Annotated in this window: 14 protein-coding genes and 1 CRISPR repeat array; of the genes, 12 read left to right on the top strand and 2 right to left on the bottom strand. The window is 59.5% G+C overall.

The features are described from left to right. The first annotated feature begins 187 nt into the window (after nt 1–187). From IPM54_08910 to IPM54_08925, 4 genes are all read left to right on the top strand, one after another. Entirely contained in the window at nt 188–649 is a 462-nt protein-coding gene (locus IPM54_08910; GenBank protein MBK9259940.1) for a hypothetical protein, read from the top strand. A 186-nt stretch (nt 650–835) separates the two neighbouring features. Beyond that, complete coding sequence (locus tag IPM54_08915) at nt 836–2,275, top strand: M14 family metallopeptidase (GenBank protein ID MBK9259941.1); 1,440 nt, start codon at nt 836–838, stop codon at nt 2,273–2,275. 95 nt (nt 2,276–2,370) lie between these two features. Continuing rightward, nucleotides 2,371–2,820, top strand: a complete 450-nt coding sequence (locus IPM54_08920) for a hypothetical protein (protein MBK9259942.1) — start codon at nt 2,371–2,373, stop codon at nt 2,818–2,820. Nucleotides 2,821–3,333: 513 nt separating this feature from the next. Continuing rightward, the gene (locus IPM54_08925) at nt 3,334–3,816 is read left to right on the top strand and encodes an SEC-C domain-containing protein (GenBank protein ID MBK9259943.1); all 483 of its coding nucleotides are present in this window, start codon (nt 3,334–3,336) and stop codon (nt 3,814–3,816) included. 24 nt (nt 3,817–3,840) lie between these two features. Here the strand turns inward: IPM54_08925 and IPM54_08930 are convergent, their stop codons facing one another. Next, nucleotides 3,841–5,301 carry an alanine:cation symporter family protein gene (locus IPM54_08930; GenBank protein ID MBK9259944.1) on the bottom strand — a complete coding sequence of 487 codons (1,461 nt, stop codon included), beginning with the start codon at nt 5,299–5,301 and terminating at the stop codon, nt 3,841–3,843. Nucleotides 5,302–5,526: 225 nt separating this feature from the next. Between IPM54_08930 and IPM54_08935 the strand changes: the two genes are divergently transcribed. The 5 genes from IPM54_08935 (at nt 5,527) to IPM54_08955 (ending at nt 7,999) form a co-directional block, all read left to right on the top strand. Continuing rightward, the gene (locus tag IPM54_08935) at nt 5,527–5,985 is read left to right on the top strand and encodes a DUF3291 domain-containing protein (GenBank protein MBK9259945.1); all 459 of its coding nucleotides are present in this window, start codon (nt 5,527–5,529) and stop codon (nt 5,983–5,985) included. A 33-nt stretch (nt 5,986–6,018) separates the two neighbouring features. Then, nucleotides 6,019–6,525, top strand: a complete 507-nt coding sequence (locus tag IPM54_08940) for a DUF1648 domain-containing protein (protein MBK9259946.1) — start codon at nt 6,019–6,021, stop codon at nt 6,523–6,525. Between the two features lie 77 nt (nt 6,526–6,602). Further along, nucleotides 6,603–7,361 carry a hypothetical protein gene (locus tag IPM54_08945; GenBank protein MBK9259947.1) on the top strand — a complete coding sequence of 253 codons (759 nt, stop codon included), beginning with the start codon at nt 6,603–6,605 and terminating at the stop codon, nt 7,359–7,361. Between the two features lie 2 nt (nt 7,362–7,363). Then, on the top strand, nt 7,364–7,786 hold the full coding sequence (locus tag IPM54_08950; protein ID MBK9259948.1) for a hypothetical protein: 423 nt from the start codon (nt 7,364–7,366) through the stop codon (nt 7,784–7,786). A gap of 48 nt (nt 7,787–7,834) precedes the next feature. Continuing rightward, nucleotides 7,835–7,999, top strand: a complete 165-nt coding sequence (locus tag IPM54_08955) for a hypothetical protein (GenBank protein ID MBK9259949.1) — start codon at nt 7,835–7,837, stop codon at nt 7,997–7,999. A 149-nt stretch (nt 8,000–8,148) separates the two neighbouring features. On the opposite strand, the gene IPM54_08960 is transcribed toward IPM54_08955, so the two are convergent. After that, nucleotides 8,149–8,916 carry a hypothetical protein gene (locus IPM54_08960; protein MBK9259950.1) on the bottom strand — a complete coding sequence of 256 codons (768 nt, stop codon included), beginning with the start codon at nt 8,914–8,916 and terminating at the stop codon, nt 8,149–8,151. A 767-nt stretch (nt 8,917–9,683) separates the two neighbouring features. Then, nucleotides 9,684–12,763: direct repeats of the CRISPR family, unit length 36 nt; unit sequence CATTCCGCTCTCGAAAGGGAGCGGCTCCATTGAAGC. 125 nt (nt 12,764–12,888) lie between these two features. Between IPM54_08960 and IPM54_08965 the strand changes: the two genes are divergently transcribed. The 3 genes from IPM54_08965 (at nt 12,889) to IPM54_08975 (ending at nt 15,747) form a co-directional block, all read left to right on the top strand. After that, nucleotides 12,889–13,650 carry a hypothetical protein gene (locus IPM54_08965; GenBank protein ID MBK9259951.1) on the top strand — a complete coding sequence of 254 codons (762 nt, stop codon included), beginning with the start codon at nt 12,889–12,891 and terminating at the stop codon, nt 13,648–13,650. 10 nt (nt 13,651–13,660) lie between these two features. After that, nucleotides 13,661–14,653 (top strand): hypothetical protein, encoded by a 993-nt coding sequence (locus tag IPM54_08970; protein ID MBK9259952.1) that lies wholly within the window; start codon nt 13,661–13,663, stop codon nt 14,651–14,653. A 380-nt stretch (nt 14,654–15,033) separates the two neighbouring features. Then, on the top strand, nt 15,034–15,747 hold the full coding sequence (locus IPM54_08975; protein ID MBK9259953.1) for a hypothetical protein: 714 nt from the start codon (nt 15,034–15,036) through the stop codon (nt 15,745–15,747). Nucleotides 15,748–15,778: the final 31 nt, after the last annotated feature.

Below are 15,778 nucleotides of genomic sequence, written 5' to 3' on the forward strand. Positions count from 1 at the left end.
GATCCATTCTTGATCAATCGATCACACGCTTGGGGCAGCGACCCTGATCATTCGATCCAACGCCTGGGTGACGGCCAGCAACGAGGGCGCCTTGGGCGCGCCAACAAACGGAAAAACCCATTGATTTGGCTCGTCACGCCATTGGTACGCAACCTGCTAGAGGCTTCTGGCAACCAGGGAGGTTCATATGCGTAACGTGTTGTTCGTATCGATGGTCGCTTCGTTGTCGTTGATGGCTTGTACCGCGGAATCGGTGGACGACGCCGATCTCGCCGCTCTCGAGGGCGCGACGCCGGAGATCGTTGCAGCGTCTCCAATCACCATCCCGGAAGCGCTCGATATTTCGCGCGGCCTGCCGACGAACCGCTCGGTGAATGACGGCCTCGAGACGTCCGACCATGAAGCGACCGATCGCGCGCGATGCAACCCGGGCGAATGGGTCCGCGTGCAAGACGACTCGCCCGAAGCCCAGGAAGCGCTCGAAGCTTTCAAAGCCACGTTTTCAGACGTCTCGAATATCGACATCGGGTGGTGCGCCATGTGCGGCTATGACTGGAGCTGTTGGTGGGAGGGGAAAGAACGTTACAAGACCGGGTTTTACGTCGGTGCGAAATGCGTCGCCGTAAACACCAGCCAGTGCTGCAACTGAGCTCGATTGGCGCCCGGCGCCGGCCCACTTCGAATGCGACGTCTGAATGGCCGGGAGCAACCCGGAGCGAACGGACCTCGCATGCACCTTGGTGCAGCCATTGCCCATCCATGCTATGCCCTCCGCATGCTCCTCACGCGCGCCGAAGCCACGTCTTTCCGTGAAACATCCCTGCATGCCGATGTCATGCGCTTCATCCGGTCGCTCGATGACCGCAACGACCCGCGCCTTCACGTAAAAACATTCGGCGTCTCGCCCCAGGGCCGCGAGATGCCGCTCTTGATTCTCTCGAAAGACGGCGTGCGCTCCCCCGAGGACGCTCGAAAAGCCGGCAAACCCGTCGTGCTCATGATGGATGGCATTCACCCGGGCGAAGTCGAAGGCAAGGAAGCGAGTTTGGCGCTCGTGCGCGACATGCTCGACGGCAAACACCCCGATTTCCTCGATTCGATCACGCTGCTCGTCGTGCCGCTCTTCAATCCCGACGGAAACGATGCGCTCGATCCGGCCAACCGAAGGCTCGACCTGAAAAAGCTTTCGGGACAAATCGGCCCCGTCGTCGGCACGCGCACACAAAGCCAAGGGATCAACTTGAATCGCGATTACATGCGGCAAAAAGCTCCCGAAATGAGGCTCTTGCAGGATCACGTCTGCATTCCTTTTGCGCCGGACTTGACCATCGACAACCACGCGACGAACGGATCGGTGCATCGTTTTCAAATGACGGTCGACGTGCCGCACACGGTCGAATCGGGGCGTGCCGAGCCCATTGAATTGGCGCGTCAAAAAATGGTCCCGGAGGTCATGGAAGCCGTGCGAGCGCGCGGATTCGAAAGCGGCTGGTATGGTAACTTCGTCGAGGACGAGCGCATTTTGGATGCGTGTGGCGACGTGGACCCCGACGCATGCGTGGGCCTCGGCTGGATGACCTATCCGCATCACCCGCGTTTCGGATCGAATTACCGAGGGCTCACGAATCGAATGGACATTTTGCTCGAATGTTACAGCTATTTGCCATTCGAAGAGCGTGTGCAAACGGCGACGGCGTGGCAAATCGAATTGCTCACGTGGGCCGCCAAGAACGCGGATACCATCAAGCAGGTGGTGGTATCGAGCAAACGACCGCCTTCACGAATCGCAGTGCGATACAAATTGGAAACGTTCGACAAACCGATGACGGTCCTCACGCGCACGCCGCGGACGCTCGAGGGCGCGCCTTCGACCTGCACGATTCCGCATTTCGGGCGTTTCCGCGGCACCGTGGTCGTCGATCGCCCAGCAGCGTATCTCGTGCCAGAGGCCGTGGCCGAACACTTGAAAAAACACGGCCTGCGTGTCGAAAAAGCGGAAGGCTCGTACGACGTCGAGGTGGCCAGGATCGAATCGCTTGGCAATGAAGACGGTCGCGCGATCCTCGAAGCGGCCAAGGTCGGCGAAGTTGCCGTGCGTTGGCGATCGGAGAAGCGCGAGGCGCCTCGAGGGTATTCGATCGTGGATACGAATCAGCCGCTAGGTGCCATTGCGGTGTATTTGTGCGAGCCGGAGAGCGACGACGGCGTATTCGAGAATGACCTTTTGCCCGTGCCGCAGGTGGGAGAGGATCATGGCGTATTGCGGGTGAGGTGAGCGGCCCATCCCAAATCGACACCACCTTTCGAGACGCGCACTGAGCCTTCCAATTTCTTGTTGCCTCCCCGCACCCGTTGGTTTCTCATGTCCACATGGGACACGCGCATCACTTCCTCTCGCGTCTCGACCGCATCTCGATGCCGCAGGTCGAGCTGGCCCTGACCCTCTACCGCGACGAGGGCCTCCTTCGCTACCTCTTCGACCGCGTACACGTGCCTCAGCAAGCCGAGCGAGTCGCATTGTCCCTCGAGGATTCCGAAGAAGGCCCGTTTCTCATCCTCACGCGCGATGGGCGCTTCGTCACGTGCCTCGCCAAAGGCATGAAGGTCTCCAACTTGCCCATCGTCACGCGCGGACAGCTCGATGTCGTCGCGACCCGTGTCGGCGACCTTCGCGAGCGAATGCAAGCGGCCCAGCAGCTTGCCGGAGGCGGCGGCGTCAAGGCGCTGCTCCGGCGCATTTACGAAACAGCCGACGAATTTTCGCGCGAAGACTTCGTGGCCGTTTCGGCGCTTCAACCACTTTACGCGCTGGACTTTTGACATTGTATTACGGAGCCGCTTGCGACCTCGACGACGCGCGGCAAATCCTCCTCCCCCTCTTACGCAAAACCGACAAATTGCGGCCCATTTACGAGGACGCGTTGCGATCGTATTGGCAAACGTTGTGGGCCATGGGCAACTTCGCCGTGCTCGCGTGCATGGACGGCTTGGAGGGCAGGATGGAAAAAGCTCATGGACCTCCTCGAACACGACGAGCGAGCAACGCTTTCTTGGGGCGCCATCCGCCAAGGAATCATATCCGTCGCCGCACGCGGCATATGGTCCGTGGCGCGCATCGGAAAACCCCTGCTCGGCCGATACAAACGCTTGCACCATGACTCGATCACTCGATTGCAGAACCTCGACACCTGCTCCTCCATCTTTGCCATTGGTGCTCGTCATGCGCGACTGCGCGCGGAAGCGGAAAAAGCGCTCGGTTACGACATCCCGGAACACCGCAAAGGTACGCCGCTCGGTGACCTGGCCCGTGGAATACGGAACGCCGCCCAAGAAATGGCAGCGCTCGACCGAGAAACCCCCGAAGGCCGACTCGCGGCACATCGAGACCTCGGCGCTCGAATCGTCGTCGCCATGGGCAAGCGCATCGGTGCACCGATTCTTCGATACGAAAAGCCGGAAGACGTGCCGGCCGGCCTGGCGCTCACCATGGCCGTAAATCAAGATTTTTGTTACCTCGAGCGCGCGCCGAACAACGCCAACGTGATCATATGGCTGTTCACCATGATCCCCTGGATTGCTCGGGCCGCCCCCGAAGATCTGTACCTGCCGCGCGATGTGCTGCGCGCCATGCACGTCCCGTGGCGACCCGATCATACGCTGACCATTTTACGCGCCATGCGCGATCACGAAGGGCCGCGAAATAGTGCCCCGGTCCGAGAAGGACCGGCCCGCAAAGGCCCGTGCCCCTGCGGGAGCGGCAAAGAGTACAAGCGCTGTTGCGGACAAGGAAAAGGCGCGGAGGGCGATGAGGATTGAACGAACGCGCGCGTAGCGCGCCGTTCACGATATTTTTGCTTCGGCCGACGCCCCACTGACAGTCGCGTCATCTAATTTCCACGCATCTTTGTCGATATCGAGGTCCGGGAACTTCGCCGGATCGAAGACCGGTTCCACGCCCTGTTTCAATTGATCTCGATAATCCTTCAACACCCGCATGCCGACCGGAAACAGCATCGTGATCGTCAGCAGATTGATCATCGCGAGAATCCCCATCATCGGGTCGGAGAAGAAGAACACCGCCGTTGCATTCGGAGCCACCGACCCGAGGAAAACGATCCCGACGATGAAAACACGCAGCGCATTGCGCGCCCGCGGGCTCTCGGTGAACACGATCAGCGCATTCTCCCCCAAGTAATAATTGTAGATGATGGAGCTGAAGGCGAAGAGCAGCGCTGCCCCCGTCAAAAAGTACTTGCTCCATTCACCCACGTGCCCGACCAGCGATTGTTGCGTGAGCACCACGCCGTCGATGTCTTGCACTCCGGGCACGTATACCTTGCCCAAAAGGACGACGAATGCGGTGCAGGTGCAAATCACGATGGTATCGATGAAGACGGACAAAGATTGCACGATGCCCTGGTTCATCGGATGGCGACATTGCGCAACAGCCGCCACGTTCGGCGCACTTCCCAGCCCCGCTTCATTGGAAAAGAGCCCCCGACGAACTCCATTGGCAACCGCCGCGCCAACACCGCCACTCACCGCCGCCTCGAACCCGAAAGCATTCTTGACGATCGTCGCAAGCAGGGCCGGAACGCTCGTGATGTTGATGATCACGATGAATAGCGCCATCGCGATGTAACCAAACGCCATGATCGGAACGATGACGTCCGACGCCTTCGCAATGCGCTGAATGCCGCCGAATACGACCAGCGCCGTGAGAACCGCGAGACCCGCTCCAGACCATATCCGGTCGACGCCCAAACTGTCCTGCATGGCTCCCGCGACGGTATTGCCCTGGAATGCATTGAATCCCATACCGAAAGCCAGAATGAGCGCGATTGCATACACGACCGCCAACCACTTGTATTGAGGGCCCAGGCCGTGGAAGATGTAATACGCCGGACCCCCTCGATACGTCCCACCCTCGTCCGTGCGTTTGAACACCTGCGCCAGCGTGCACTCGAACAGACTCGTCGCCATGCCGATGACGGCGATCGCCCACATCCAGAAGACCGCGCCAGGCCCGCCCAGCGTGATCGCGACGGCGACGCCGGCGATGTTTCCGCCCCCGACTCGACCGCCCACGCTGATGAGAAGCGCTTCGCGTGAGCTGATGGTCCCCTCCGATTCGACCTTCGAGCTTCGAAAAAGCACGCGGAACATGCTCCAGAAATACCTGAACTGCACGAACCCCGACGCGATGGTGAAAAACGCTCCCAGGATGACCAGAAATGGGATGAGCGACCATCCCCATGTCGCGTCCCCGATGAAGCCAAAGATCGCTTCCAACTGCTTCATATCTCGCCCTCGCGTGTTGCTTGGCCAGCCAAACCGTACCGAGCAGACTGCCGAAAGAACGTTTGAACAGCAAGAAAATAACGTTTGAACAGCAAGAAAAATGCAAACTCGAGCTTGGATCGACGGGGAGAGCGGGTCCGGGGTGAGGTGCGACATCTGTGCGGATGTGCACGGCGACTTCATCTCGGTTGACGCCGGCTGTCGGATCCATCAAGCCAGCGCTCCATGAAGTACCACCTTGCTCAGGCCAACGTTGCGTATGCCTTGGTGCCCACGGATGACCCGCGCATGGCTGACTACATCGCGAGGCTCGACGAAATGAACGAGCTTGCCGACCGCAGTCCGGGATTCGTTTGGCGGTATTTCACGGATTCGCGGGATCCGGCGCAGCGCGAATTCGATGATCCGCGCGTGCTTTTCAACATGTCCGTGTGGACGTCCATCGAAGCGCTCCACCATTACACGTATGGCACGGCGCATGCCGAAGTGTATGCGGCGCGGCGTCGTTGGTTTGCCGGCGAAAAAGCGGTCGTCGGAGGCCACGCGCTCGCATTGTGGTGGATACCCGAAGGGACGTTGCCCACGGTGGAAGACGCCAAAACGAAGATGGCTTTGATGATGGAAAAAGGGCCGACGCCCGAGGCGTTTTCGATCAAGAAGAGGTTTCCGCCCCCGCAATCTTGACGCGCTCGCGAAACGCGGATAATGCCGGCGGCGATGCCTTCACGATCGCTTGCCACGTTGGTGACGTTGGGGATAGCCCTCTTATCGGCGCTGCGCGTGGCGCTCGTGTGGGAAAGGCTTCCCGAACGCATGGCGTCGCACTTTGGTCCATCGGGGCGGCCGGACGGTTTCATGCCGCGCGACGGGTTTTTCATTTTTTATGCGCTCGTCATGGGTCTCGTCGTCGTGCTTTTTTTGACGATGCCCGCCGTTATGAAATGGATTCCCCGCGAGCTCGTGAACATTCCGCATCGTGAATATTGGCTCACGGACGAGCGATGGCCGGAGGCGCTCGAGCTGCTTGGGCGGCAGATGGCGTGGTTTGCCGTTGCAATGGCGCTTTTTGGGGCGGCCGTATTGCAGCTCGTTTTACGCTCGAACCTCACGCAGCAGCCGCTCGACGAGCGAGCGATGTGGGTGCTCATGGGGGGACTTTTTGCGTATCTGCTTTTTTGGCTCGTGTGGTTGTACCGATCGTTTCGGCCGCCTATGGTATTGTGAACCGGACGCGTCATGCGGATCTGGAAAACTTGCCCGCCGGTTTGCGACCCGGTAGGTTACTCCAAGCGGAGGGTGCGATGAGATTTCGTGCGGCTTTTTCTGGTATGCTCGCGATGGGCTCGACGCTCGTGCTGACGCCGCTTGCATGCGGCGGCGCGCAAGATGACGCGCTCGTACAGCGGGCGCCGAGCAAGCAATTCGAGCCGTCACGCCGTGACGTCAACGTGCCAGATGCGACCGCGCGCGAGATGAAGAACTGCACCGCGGAAGCCACGAGTCGCTTGACTGACGTCTCGTATGCTCTTCAATACACGTTATTCGCAAATGCGGACGGCAAAGTGTCGAAGGTAAAACTGCGCGATGCGACGCTGCACGATGCAGAGCTCGAGGAATGTTTCGAACGAGCGCTCGAGGCAATGACGGTGCCCGTAGATGCGCTGGGCTTGCGTTCCTCGCGGCCGGTTTCGGGCGGTGAGCGCATGATGCGTGAGCAGCGGGCACCGCTGGGTAGCTCGGAATCGGAAACGCCGCTCGTGTTCCTCGGACCGCTCATCGTCGAAGCGGGTGGCGTGCAGGTTCTGTTCGAGATCGGGGTTGTGGTCCTCGTCGGGTTGGCCAACCTCATCAAAGACGATGAAGAAGATGCAAGACGCAAATGCCAAATCCAATACGTAGATTGTCTGATGACGCAAGTTGCGGGTGGGAATGGTTCGGTGCACGGAGAGACGCGTTGTGAGTGGTGTCGGCAACAGTGCGTGAAAGACCGCGGGACGTGGCCCGCCAGTGTCGTTGGGACGAACAACCGTAAATACTCATGCGCATATAGGAGAAAGTGAAAATGGCCGTAAACGACCGTGCCGAGGATGATGAATCTGGAGCGAGGAAGCTCTTGCCCGACTCCAGCCATCATTACTTGGAAGAAGACGAGGAATTGGCGACCGACGAAGAAGCGGACGAGTACTTTGCTGAGCTTTTTGGCTACGACAAGTGGCCCAGAGATGTCAGCATCGACTTCGACAGAGCCATGGGTTTGACCACGGTGAAGAGCTTCCGCATCGACTTCGCCTCCGCTGTCGAAGAATACCGCGCGGTCGAGGCGGAATTCAGGCCCCGCCTTGCGGATGACGAAGCGAACGTGGTCGAGCTTCAGGAAGACACATTGTGGAAAGGATTCTGTGCTCGGCGCACGACAAGAATGCACCCTTCGAGACTTGCCTACAACTCTGGGGAGAATTGCTTCACTTGGGCTTTCTCCGGATAGAACGAAAATGCAATATGACGTGGTTTTACGCGGACTGTTGCCGCAAGCATGGCGGAGGTCGATATTGGTCTCGGCGTGCTCGACCCGCTCATTGCAGAGCTCGAACGATTGGCCGCCGACCCCGCCACCACGAAGCAGGCGGCCAGATATTATCGCCAAGAAGTCGACAAACTCGGAGAGCTGCGCGCCAAGCTCGAAGCGCTCAAAACCTGAGATACCTTTGCCCTCGTAACATTTCGCGAAATTGTCGGAGGTACGGCTCGCCAACGCGCGCCTCACGGCCCGGCCCGCTCTCCGTCGCAGCATGGCGACGTCGAGATCAGAAGCTCTTGGCTTCAATCACGCCCCGTGGGCTTCCCAAATCATCCCCCTTCCGGCGGCGCTCCTTCGATATCGTCACCCACTTCCTCCCCGCGCACTTTGCGCAGCGTCGGCCGCACCTTCTCCGCAAGCTCCTTCCACCCAGCGCGCCGATACAGCCCTTCGAGCATCGCCGCCGCGCCCTGATACGCATCGCTCCATGCAGCGACCGCTCGGTCACGCAATGCGTACGCATCCTCCAGCTCGCGAGCCTCCCGATCGTCGTCCACAATGAATCCCGCGAGAATGGCCGCCTTTGCAGAGAGCGTCGCCGCCGCCACCGCTGAATCGAATGAGCCGCCAAATGGAGACGCTATCTTCACGGGTGCTTTTTCCAATAGTTGCACCACGTTCTGCGCGTATTCCAATACCTTGCGCGGCACGCGCGTCCCTTCACTCGCGAGGCCATACGTCCGCACTCCTTCGGCTCCAAGGTGATCCTCGACCGCCGATCGCAATCGAACGAGCAAACCACCAACCTCCGAACAAGCCTCTTCGCGCTTTTGCCGCACGGGTACGTCGTCCGCCTTTTCTGCCGCCACAGTGTGTTCGGTTTCGCGCATGCCCTTCGTGGCATGTTCGAGGCCATTGGCAGCAGCATAGATCACGGCTTTGAAAGCCTCCGCCGTCGCCGGCGTGCCCGGTCCCTCGATGGTAACCGCGTAATCCGCAAGAATCGCGGCAATCTTGGGGCCATGCGTCCGTGCCGATGCAATGACCTTTTCACTCACGCGTATTCGATTCTGAAGCTGCTCGCCCAAGGTTGTCATGTGCGGCCTCCTGTGTAGGAAAGCCACATATTCCAGACTCAACAAGGCGTCAAGGACATTCTGGGGCGCATCAACACGCAAGGGCGTTCACATATCAGCCGCCGCGAAGGCGTCTCCCGCATGGGAAACGTGATATCGGCTACTGTTGGGCAGTCGTCCCGCATGGGAAACGTGATATTGGCTGCCGTTGGGGCGGTTTCCCGATGGGAAAGGTGATCACGGCGGGCGGGAAGGCGACTTCCGACTGGGAAAGGTGATCACGGCGGGCGTTGGGCAGTCGTTCCACATGGGAAAGGTGATCTTGGGGGCCGAGAAGGTGTTTCCCGAGTGGTGCAGGCGATCGCGGCGGGCGAGGAGGCGTGGGGGGTCGATGTGGGGACGATGTTGGGCGTTGCTATGGCGAAACCCGTGTGGGAGGGGGCAAGAGCGGGGAGTTGCGACGGGGTTTTGGTGCGGAAAGCGGGGGTGGAGTGAGGTGTGTGAGGGGAGTTGAGGAAAAAGTGTGGAAGGGGGGGGGTGGGGGGGATGGGGGGGGGGGGAGACGGGTGGGTGTGGTGACAGGGCGGTTTTGGAGAGGTTCCGTGGCGCGTTTGGCCGGGGGGGGGCTCGCGGGGGGCCTCTCCGGTGACATAAAAGGGAATTTGGGGTAGGCGGCAGGGGTCGGGGGTTCGGCCGACCAACCCCCGTCTCCGCGCCGCGCCCGGGGGGGCGCTGGCCGCCCCAGGGGCCCCCCGGGGGCCCCGGGCGGCCGGGGGGCCGGCGGACCTCATTCCGCTCTCGAAAGGGAGCGGCTCCATTGAAGCCGCAATTCGCTGCGCACCTGCATGAGCAACTTCCCGAGCATTCCGCTCTCGAAAGGGAGCGGCTCCATTGAAGCGCGGACGTGCCGCTTGTGCTCGTTTTTCTGACCCTCATCATTCCGCTCTCGAAAGGGAGCGGCTCCATTGAAGCCCCGTGGCGATTCCGCTCGACAATCCAAAACGCTCCACATTCCGCTCTCGAAAGGGAGCGGCTCCATTGAAGCCGTGACTCGCAGGTTGTATCGCGAATGTCCATACGCATTCCGCTCTCGAAAGGGAGCGGCTCCATTGAAGCTCGGCGGTAGGTGTGACCGTCGCAGCGCCAACCTCCGTCATTCCGCTCTCGAAAGGGAGCGGCTCCATTGAAGCTGATGCTGCGCGCGTCAGCGGCAAACACTTCGCCGGACGGACATTCCGCTCTCGAAAGGGAGCGGCTCCATTGAAGCTCAGCAGAAAGATTTCGCCGAAAGCGCTCGTACTCCATTCCGCTCTCGAAAGGGAGCGGCTCCATTGAAGCCGAGTCGTGGACGTTCCTTACTTTTCTCGGGAGCGTCCATTCCGCTCTCGAAAGGGAGCGGCTCCATTGAAGCCGATCGGTCCAGGGTCTACTCCAAATTCTGCACACACCATTCCGCTCTCGAAAGGGAGCGGCTCCATTGAAGCCGTTTATTGCCTCGCGGTTGGGGCGGTAGGAGGTGCTTCATTCCGCTCTCGAAAGGGAGCGGCTCCATTGAAGCATTCTTTGCAATGAGTTCGCGCGTGCCTTGTGCACATTCCGCTCTCGAAAGGGAGCGGCTCCATTGAAGCAGTCCGTCGACCTTCTTTCTCTTGCGCATCCGTTTGGCATTCCGCTCTCGAAAGGGAGCGGCTCCATTGAAGCGCTCGGGCGGCAGGTATTCGCGTTTACCATTTTGTCGCATTCCGCTCTCGAAAGGGAGCGGCTCCATTGAAGCGCGGGGCAAACGCGCACGCCGCAAACCCGTTGCCCACCATTCCGCTCTCGAAAGGGAGCGGCTCCATTGAAGCATCCAGTCCCACGGGCTGTCGTACGCCTCCCTCGTCTCATTCCGCTCTCGAAAGGGAGCGGCTCCATTGAAGCGACGTCGTAGACGCGAAGCGCGACGCGCGCGGAAAGGCATTCCGCTCTCGAAAGGGAGCGGCTCCATTGAAGCGCGGTTCGGCCCGTTATCAGGCTCCCGTATACGGGCGCATTCCGCTCTCGAAAGGGAGCGGCTCCATTGAAGCTCCGCCAAGATATTCATGGCTTCATCGCAAGGAAAGTCATTCCGCTCTCGAAAGGGAGCGGCTCCATTGAAGCAACCATACCAAACATCGGAGAGATAACCATGCGCGCCCATTCCGCTCTCGAAAGGGAGCGGCTCCATTGAAGCGGTCAACCTCAGCTCGCCGCATTCCGCTCTCGAAAGGGAGCGGCTCCATTGAAGCCGCCGGTGCCATCGACGCTCAGCCGCTCCGCGTCGCGCATTCCGCTCTCGAAAGGGAGCGGCTCCATTGAAGCTCGGCCATTTGGTCAATCGAATCGCCGCCAACATCGCACCATTCCGCTCTCGAAAGGGAGCGGCTCCATTGAAGCGAGGATCGTGTGGACGTCCTTCGGGCCGTCTTTGCCATTCCGCTCTCGAAAGGGAGCGGCTCCATTGAAGCCGACAAGTTCGGCTTGCCCTCGTCGTTCGCTTGCCTCATTCCGCTCTCGAAAGGGAGCGGCTCCATTGAAGCGGATCGCCTGCGCTTTCGGCGAAGATGACGCCAAGACCATTCCGCTCTCGAAAGGGAGCGGCTCCATTGAAGCCATCGTCGATCGTTGACGAATACTTCTGCCACAGCTCCATTCCGCTCTCGAAAGGGAGCGGCTCCATTGAAGCAAGATGGCTTGCGTGTTCGTGCGCGCGCGCCGCCGCCACATTCCGCTCTCGAAAGGGAGCGGCTCCATTGAAGCCAATCGATACCCAACGGCGGGGGCAGGTATGCTTCCCCATTCCGCTCTCGAAAGGGAGCGGCTCCATTGAAGCGCGGGCTTGCCGAGCCTCAGCCGGGGGAACATTGCGACATTCCGCTCTCGAAAGGGAGCGGCTCCATTGAAGCATCCGAAGTTCTACAAGACAACCATCTGGGCGTTTAAACATTCCGCTCTCGAAAGGGAGCGGCTCCATTGAAGCCCTGTACGCAGATCGATTCCGACGCGCAGGCCGGCACATTCCGCTCTCGAAAGGGAGCGGCTCCATTGAAGCCGGTGGGCTCCACCGGATACCAATTTGCCACGCTTGCCATTCCGCTCTCGAAAGGGAGCGGCTCCATTGAAGCCCGCTCTCGCACGTCGTCTCGAAGTGATCGCCGCACCATTCCGCTCTCGAAAGGGAGCGGCTCCATTGAAGCGCGTAGGCCAATGAATGCCTCCGAATCGCGGCCCCCATTCCGCTCTCGAAAGGGAGCGGCTCCATTGAAGCAGTCCCCTTTCTACCCTGTCAACCCTTCCCCTTTCTTCATTCCGCTCTCGAAAGGGAGCGGCTCCATTGAAGCGCCCAAGACGCGCGAGGGGTCGAGCTGCGTCGGTAGGCATTCCGCTCTCGAAAGGGAGCGGCTCCATTGAAGCCCAACGTCCCGGAGATCGTGGACCCCTACGGCGGAGAGCATTCCGCTCTCGAAAGGGAGCGGCTCCATTGAAGCGCCGCACACGGCTGGCACGACTGCTCACTCGACGCCCATTCCGCTCTCGAAAGGGAGCGGCTCCATTGAAGCGTGTGGTACTCCAGCGCAATTTGCGCGTTGTTGGGCGCATTCCGCTCTCGAAAGGGAGCGGCTCCATTGAAGCATTTCGGTGCCCCAAAAAGCGCTTTGAATCTCGTGCGCCCATTCCGCTCTCGAAAGGGAGCGGCTCCATTGAAGCCTCGTTGACCATCGAGGAGCCGGACGACGAGTTTCATTCCGCTCTCGAAAGGGAGCGGCTCCATTGAAGCTTTTCGTCACGGCCGATGAACTCGAACGTGCCTCCACATTCCGCTCTCGAAAGGGAGCGGCTCCATTGAAGCGAACGAAGATGCATCGAACTTACCGCGGTAAGCGACTTTGTAGAAACCACGCGAGTGACTAGAAGACTGCGGGCTCGAGCGCCACCACGATGACGAACAGACGATGAAAGACCCGGAGGATGACAATGACCAAACGTATGCGTACGATGCTAGCGAGGGGTTTTTTGGGGGCTGGTACGATTGGACTTACGCTGGTCGGCTGCACGAGTCGTCTTGGACCGGTTTACGCCAAGCAGAAGACACCATGGGACGGCCGCCCCGAGCTTCCGGATATCACGGTCGTGCGAGCCGCCGATTGCGTAGCCGAATATGGATCCCAACTGGAGCCGGGGTATCACACATTCGATTCGAAGGTGCTCGTGGATGAAGACGGCGACAAAGAGGATGTGACGATTGACGATATCCCCAACTCGGCCTACGACCTTGGCGCCTGTATGCGGAATGCTCTGCGCGCCATGCCCATTGCCGAGCAGCCCCTGCGCGAGGGCGTGCAAATATTGAAAAATAAACGCGAACAGGCAAGCGCAGCAAATCGGTCGCTCATGGGCTCGCCCGCGGTCGCCGCCGTCGGCGTCGCAATCGTCGTCAGCGAATTGGTGCTCGAAGCTGGCGCATACACGATTGTGTTTGCGGTGAGCGTGGAAGTAGTAGATCGAGCAGCGAAGGATGTGGCGGAACTAGCCAAAAAGAGCAAGTGGTGGAACAAGTGTTTGGCGCATTATACAGCATGCATGGCGACGACCATTGGCAACCCATTCGGGGGGAACCATTGGAAGTCCTCGAGATGCGATAATTGCGTCAAGGTCTGTCGGGATACTCAACAATGGCCTACCGCAGTCGGGAATGGATCCTGCGAATATTGGGACCAACGCTGGGGGCTGCAATAGGAGCACGATCATGAGCCTGAAATCGTACGCGGAAGAAGTCGCCTTCACTCACGAGATGAGCCAAGTCACGCTGCGTCTCATGGAATTGACCTTCGAGCAAGCAGCTCGCGAATATCGCCGCGTCGAAACGGAATTCGTCGCTCGGGCGGGCAATGACGAAGACGATGTGCGAGATATCCAGCGGCGCATCACAGCGCAGATTCTCGGTGCAGCGCACGATGACGAGCAGCCCCACGAGGTTTGCCGCGGCATATGGGAGGAATTGGTCGAACGAGGGTTTTCCGATCGTGAACAGAAGCGCATCTTCACCGGTATCTACGCGCGGTGTTGCCAATGGAATGGCGAGTTCGACGCTGGTATCGCAGTGCTGGAACCACTCATTGCGGAGTCCGAAGCGTGGCTCGAACATGCTGCGCTCACGCCTGAATTACGCGCCTATTGGGAACATGATCTCACGATGGCCCGCAAAATACGCGACGAGCTAGAGGCCGGGATCCGCCAGCTTCTCATGCCCATGGACCGAAAGCTGACGCCTCGGGAAATCGCATTGACACAACGGGTGAATGCAGTCCAATTTCGCGAATGCAATGGCGAGCTGACCTTCGAGCAAGCCGTTCGCGAATATCGCCAAATCGAAGCAGAATTTGTCGAATGTGCAGATGATGACGAGGAAACGAAGCGGCGCATCACCGAGTCGATCCTCGATTCCGCCTGCAAATCCGATCAACCCCACGAGGTTTGCCGTGAGATCTGGGAAGAGCTGGTGCAGCGCGGGTTTTCGAATGAAGAGCGACGACACTCGATGAGCATGACATACGCACGATGTTGCCAGTCAAATGGTGAATTCGACGCTGGCCTTGCAGTTATCGACCCACTCATCAACGACCTGGAGTCGTCTCTCGATGATACGATGCTAACCCCCAAAATGCGTCACTTTTGCGGGAGCACTCTGCAGCTCCACCGAATGCTACGGGATGAGCTCAAAGCGGGTATTCGCAAATAGTCCGAACATTCCAGCGCGACGCCCCATTCCTCTACCCCTCCCCTTCGCCTTCATTCCGCTCTCGAAAGGGAGCGGCTCCATTGAAGCAGCTTGTCCGAGAGGGCCGCCGTGGAATTGAGCACATTCCGCTCTCGAAAGGGAGCGGCTCCATTGAAGCTAGCCATCAAGCACGGCGTAGCTCCAGTGTGTCTCAACTGCCTGCAAGTCCTGGTGATCAACGTGCAGTCGCAGGGGTTTGTCCTCCCTGGTCTACCGTTTCGCCTCAAAAGTCAACCCCCTCCACGCGTACCCGTGCTATTTGACGCGCCCATCCTGGACGATGGCCTGGTGGGCGATCCGGGCGTCCCTGGTTCCACCACCCCCAACCCCTAGAGAATTCCATGGAGAACGATCCCCGCCTGCGACGCCCATCGAATGCCAAAGGATGGGCCAAAGCATGGTCTGTCACCAAATCTGAAGCCAAGGCACTCCTCGCGGAAGGTCAATGGACGTTGGATCCCGAACATTGCAGCACCCTTGGGGACGCTTTCGTGTCGGAGCGTGGCGAGCTCTTGCTGTTTCATAACCACGGACGCAGCATCCTGTACGAATCCAAAAGAGCTCTCGAAGACTGTCTTGCAGAGTCTGCGAAACGCCCCTTTTCGCAACACGTCTTGGAAGGATTGCTCCCGCAGGGGCCGCATTTCATCGAAGCGGTGCCGGAATTGGTCGACGAATTGGCAAAGCAATTGAAATTGCCCCGCGAAGCGCTCGACAATACGCGCGAAAGCCTCGATGTGGTGGAAGAAGCGCTGAAGAAACGCATACGACCGCGGAGCCGCATACTCGAAATTCCCAATTTGTTCGCCGCAATCGTGGCGTATACGGGCGAAGTCGCCAGGCACGTGACCGGCGGTCATTGGCATTTGAACGAAGTGCACGGCGGCATTTGGGAACCGTACGTCATGTTCGACAACGATTCCGATTACGTGAATCCGTTCCTCGAACCGTACAAAAGCATCGCGGAACGTAGACGCGGCGGCCTGCTGCTCTGCGCAGTGATTCCCGTCATGGGACACCAAGGCTTGAAATTCAAAAAGGCCGAATGGGAATAGGGCCTCATTGGAACGACCACACGGCCGTCGC

It is taken from the genome of Polyangiaceae bacterium, from assembly GCA_016715885.1.
Taxonomy (GTDB): domain Bacteria; phylum Myxococcota_A; class Polyangia; order Polyangiales; family Polyangiaceae; genus Polyangium.

Coding starts and splice junctions, on each gene's coding strand:
- IPM54_08910 (MBK9259940.1), top strand. CDS start 188: ATGCGTAACGTGTTGTTCGTATCGATGGTCGCTTCGTTGTCGTTGATG.
- IPM54_08915 (MBK9259941.1), top strand. CDS start 836: ATGCGCTTCATCCGGTCGCTCGATGACCGCAACGACCCGCGCCTTCAC.
- IPM54_08920 (MBK9259942.1), top strand. CDS start 2,371: ATGGGACACGCGCATCACTTCCTCTCGCGTCTCGACCGCATCTCGATG.
- IPM54_08925 (MBK9259943.1), top strand. CDS start 3,334: ATGGCAGCGCTCGACCGAGAAACCCCCGAAGGCCGACTCGCGGCACAT.
- IPM54_08930 (MBK9259944.1), bottom strand. CDS start 5,301: ATGAAGCAGTTGGAAGCGATCTTTGGCTTCATCGGGGACGCGACATGG.
- IPM54_08935 (MBK9259945.1), top strand. CDS start 5,527: ATGAAGTACCACCTTGCTCAGGCCAACGTTGCGTATGCCTTGGTGCCC.
- IPM54_08940 (MBK9259946.1), top strand. CDS start 6,019: ATGCCTTCACGATCGCTTGCCACGTTGGTGACGTTGGGGATAGCCCTC.
- IPM54_08945 (MBK9259947.1), top strand. CDS start 6,603: ATGAGATTTCGTGCGGCTTTTTCTGGTATGCTCGCGATGGGCTCGACG.
- IPM54_08950 (MBK9259948.1), top strand. CDS start 7,364: ATGGCCGTAAACGACCGTGCCGAGGATGATGAATCTGGAGCGAGGAAG.
- IPM54_08955 (MBK9259949.1), top strand. CDS start 7,835: ATGGCGGAGGTCGATATTGGTCTCGGCGTGCTCGACCCGCTCATTGCA.
- IPM54_08960 (MBK9259950.1), bottom strand. CDS start 8,916: ATGACAACCTTGGGCGAGCAGCTTCAGAATCGAATACGCGTGAGTGAA.
- IPM54_08965 (MBK9259951.1), top strand. CDS start 12,889: ATGACCAAACGTATGCGTACGATGCTAGCGAGGGGTTTTTTGGGGGCT.
- IPM54_08970 (MBK9259952.1), top strand. CDS start 13,661: ATGAGCCTGAAATCGTACGCGGAAGAAGTCGCCTTCACTCACGAGATG.
- IPM54_08975 (MBK9259953.1), top strand. CDS start 15,034: ATGGAGAACGATCCCCGCCTGCGACGCCCATCGAATGCCAAAGGATGG.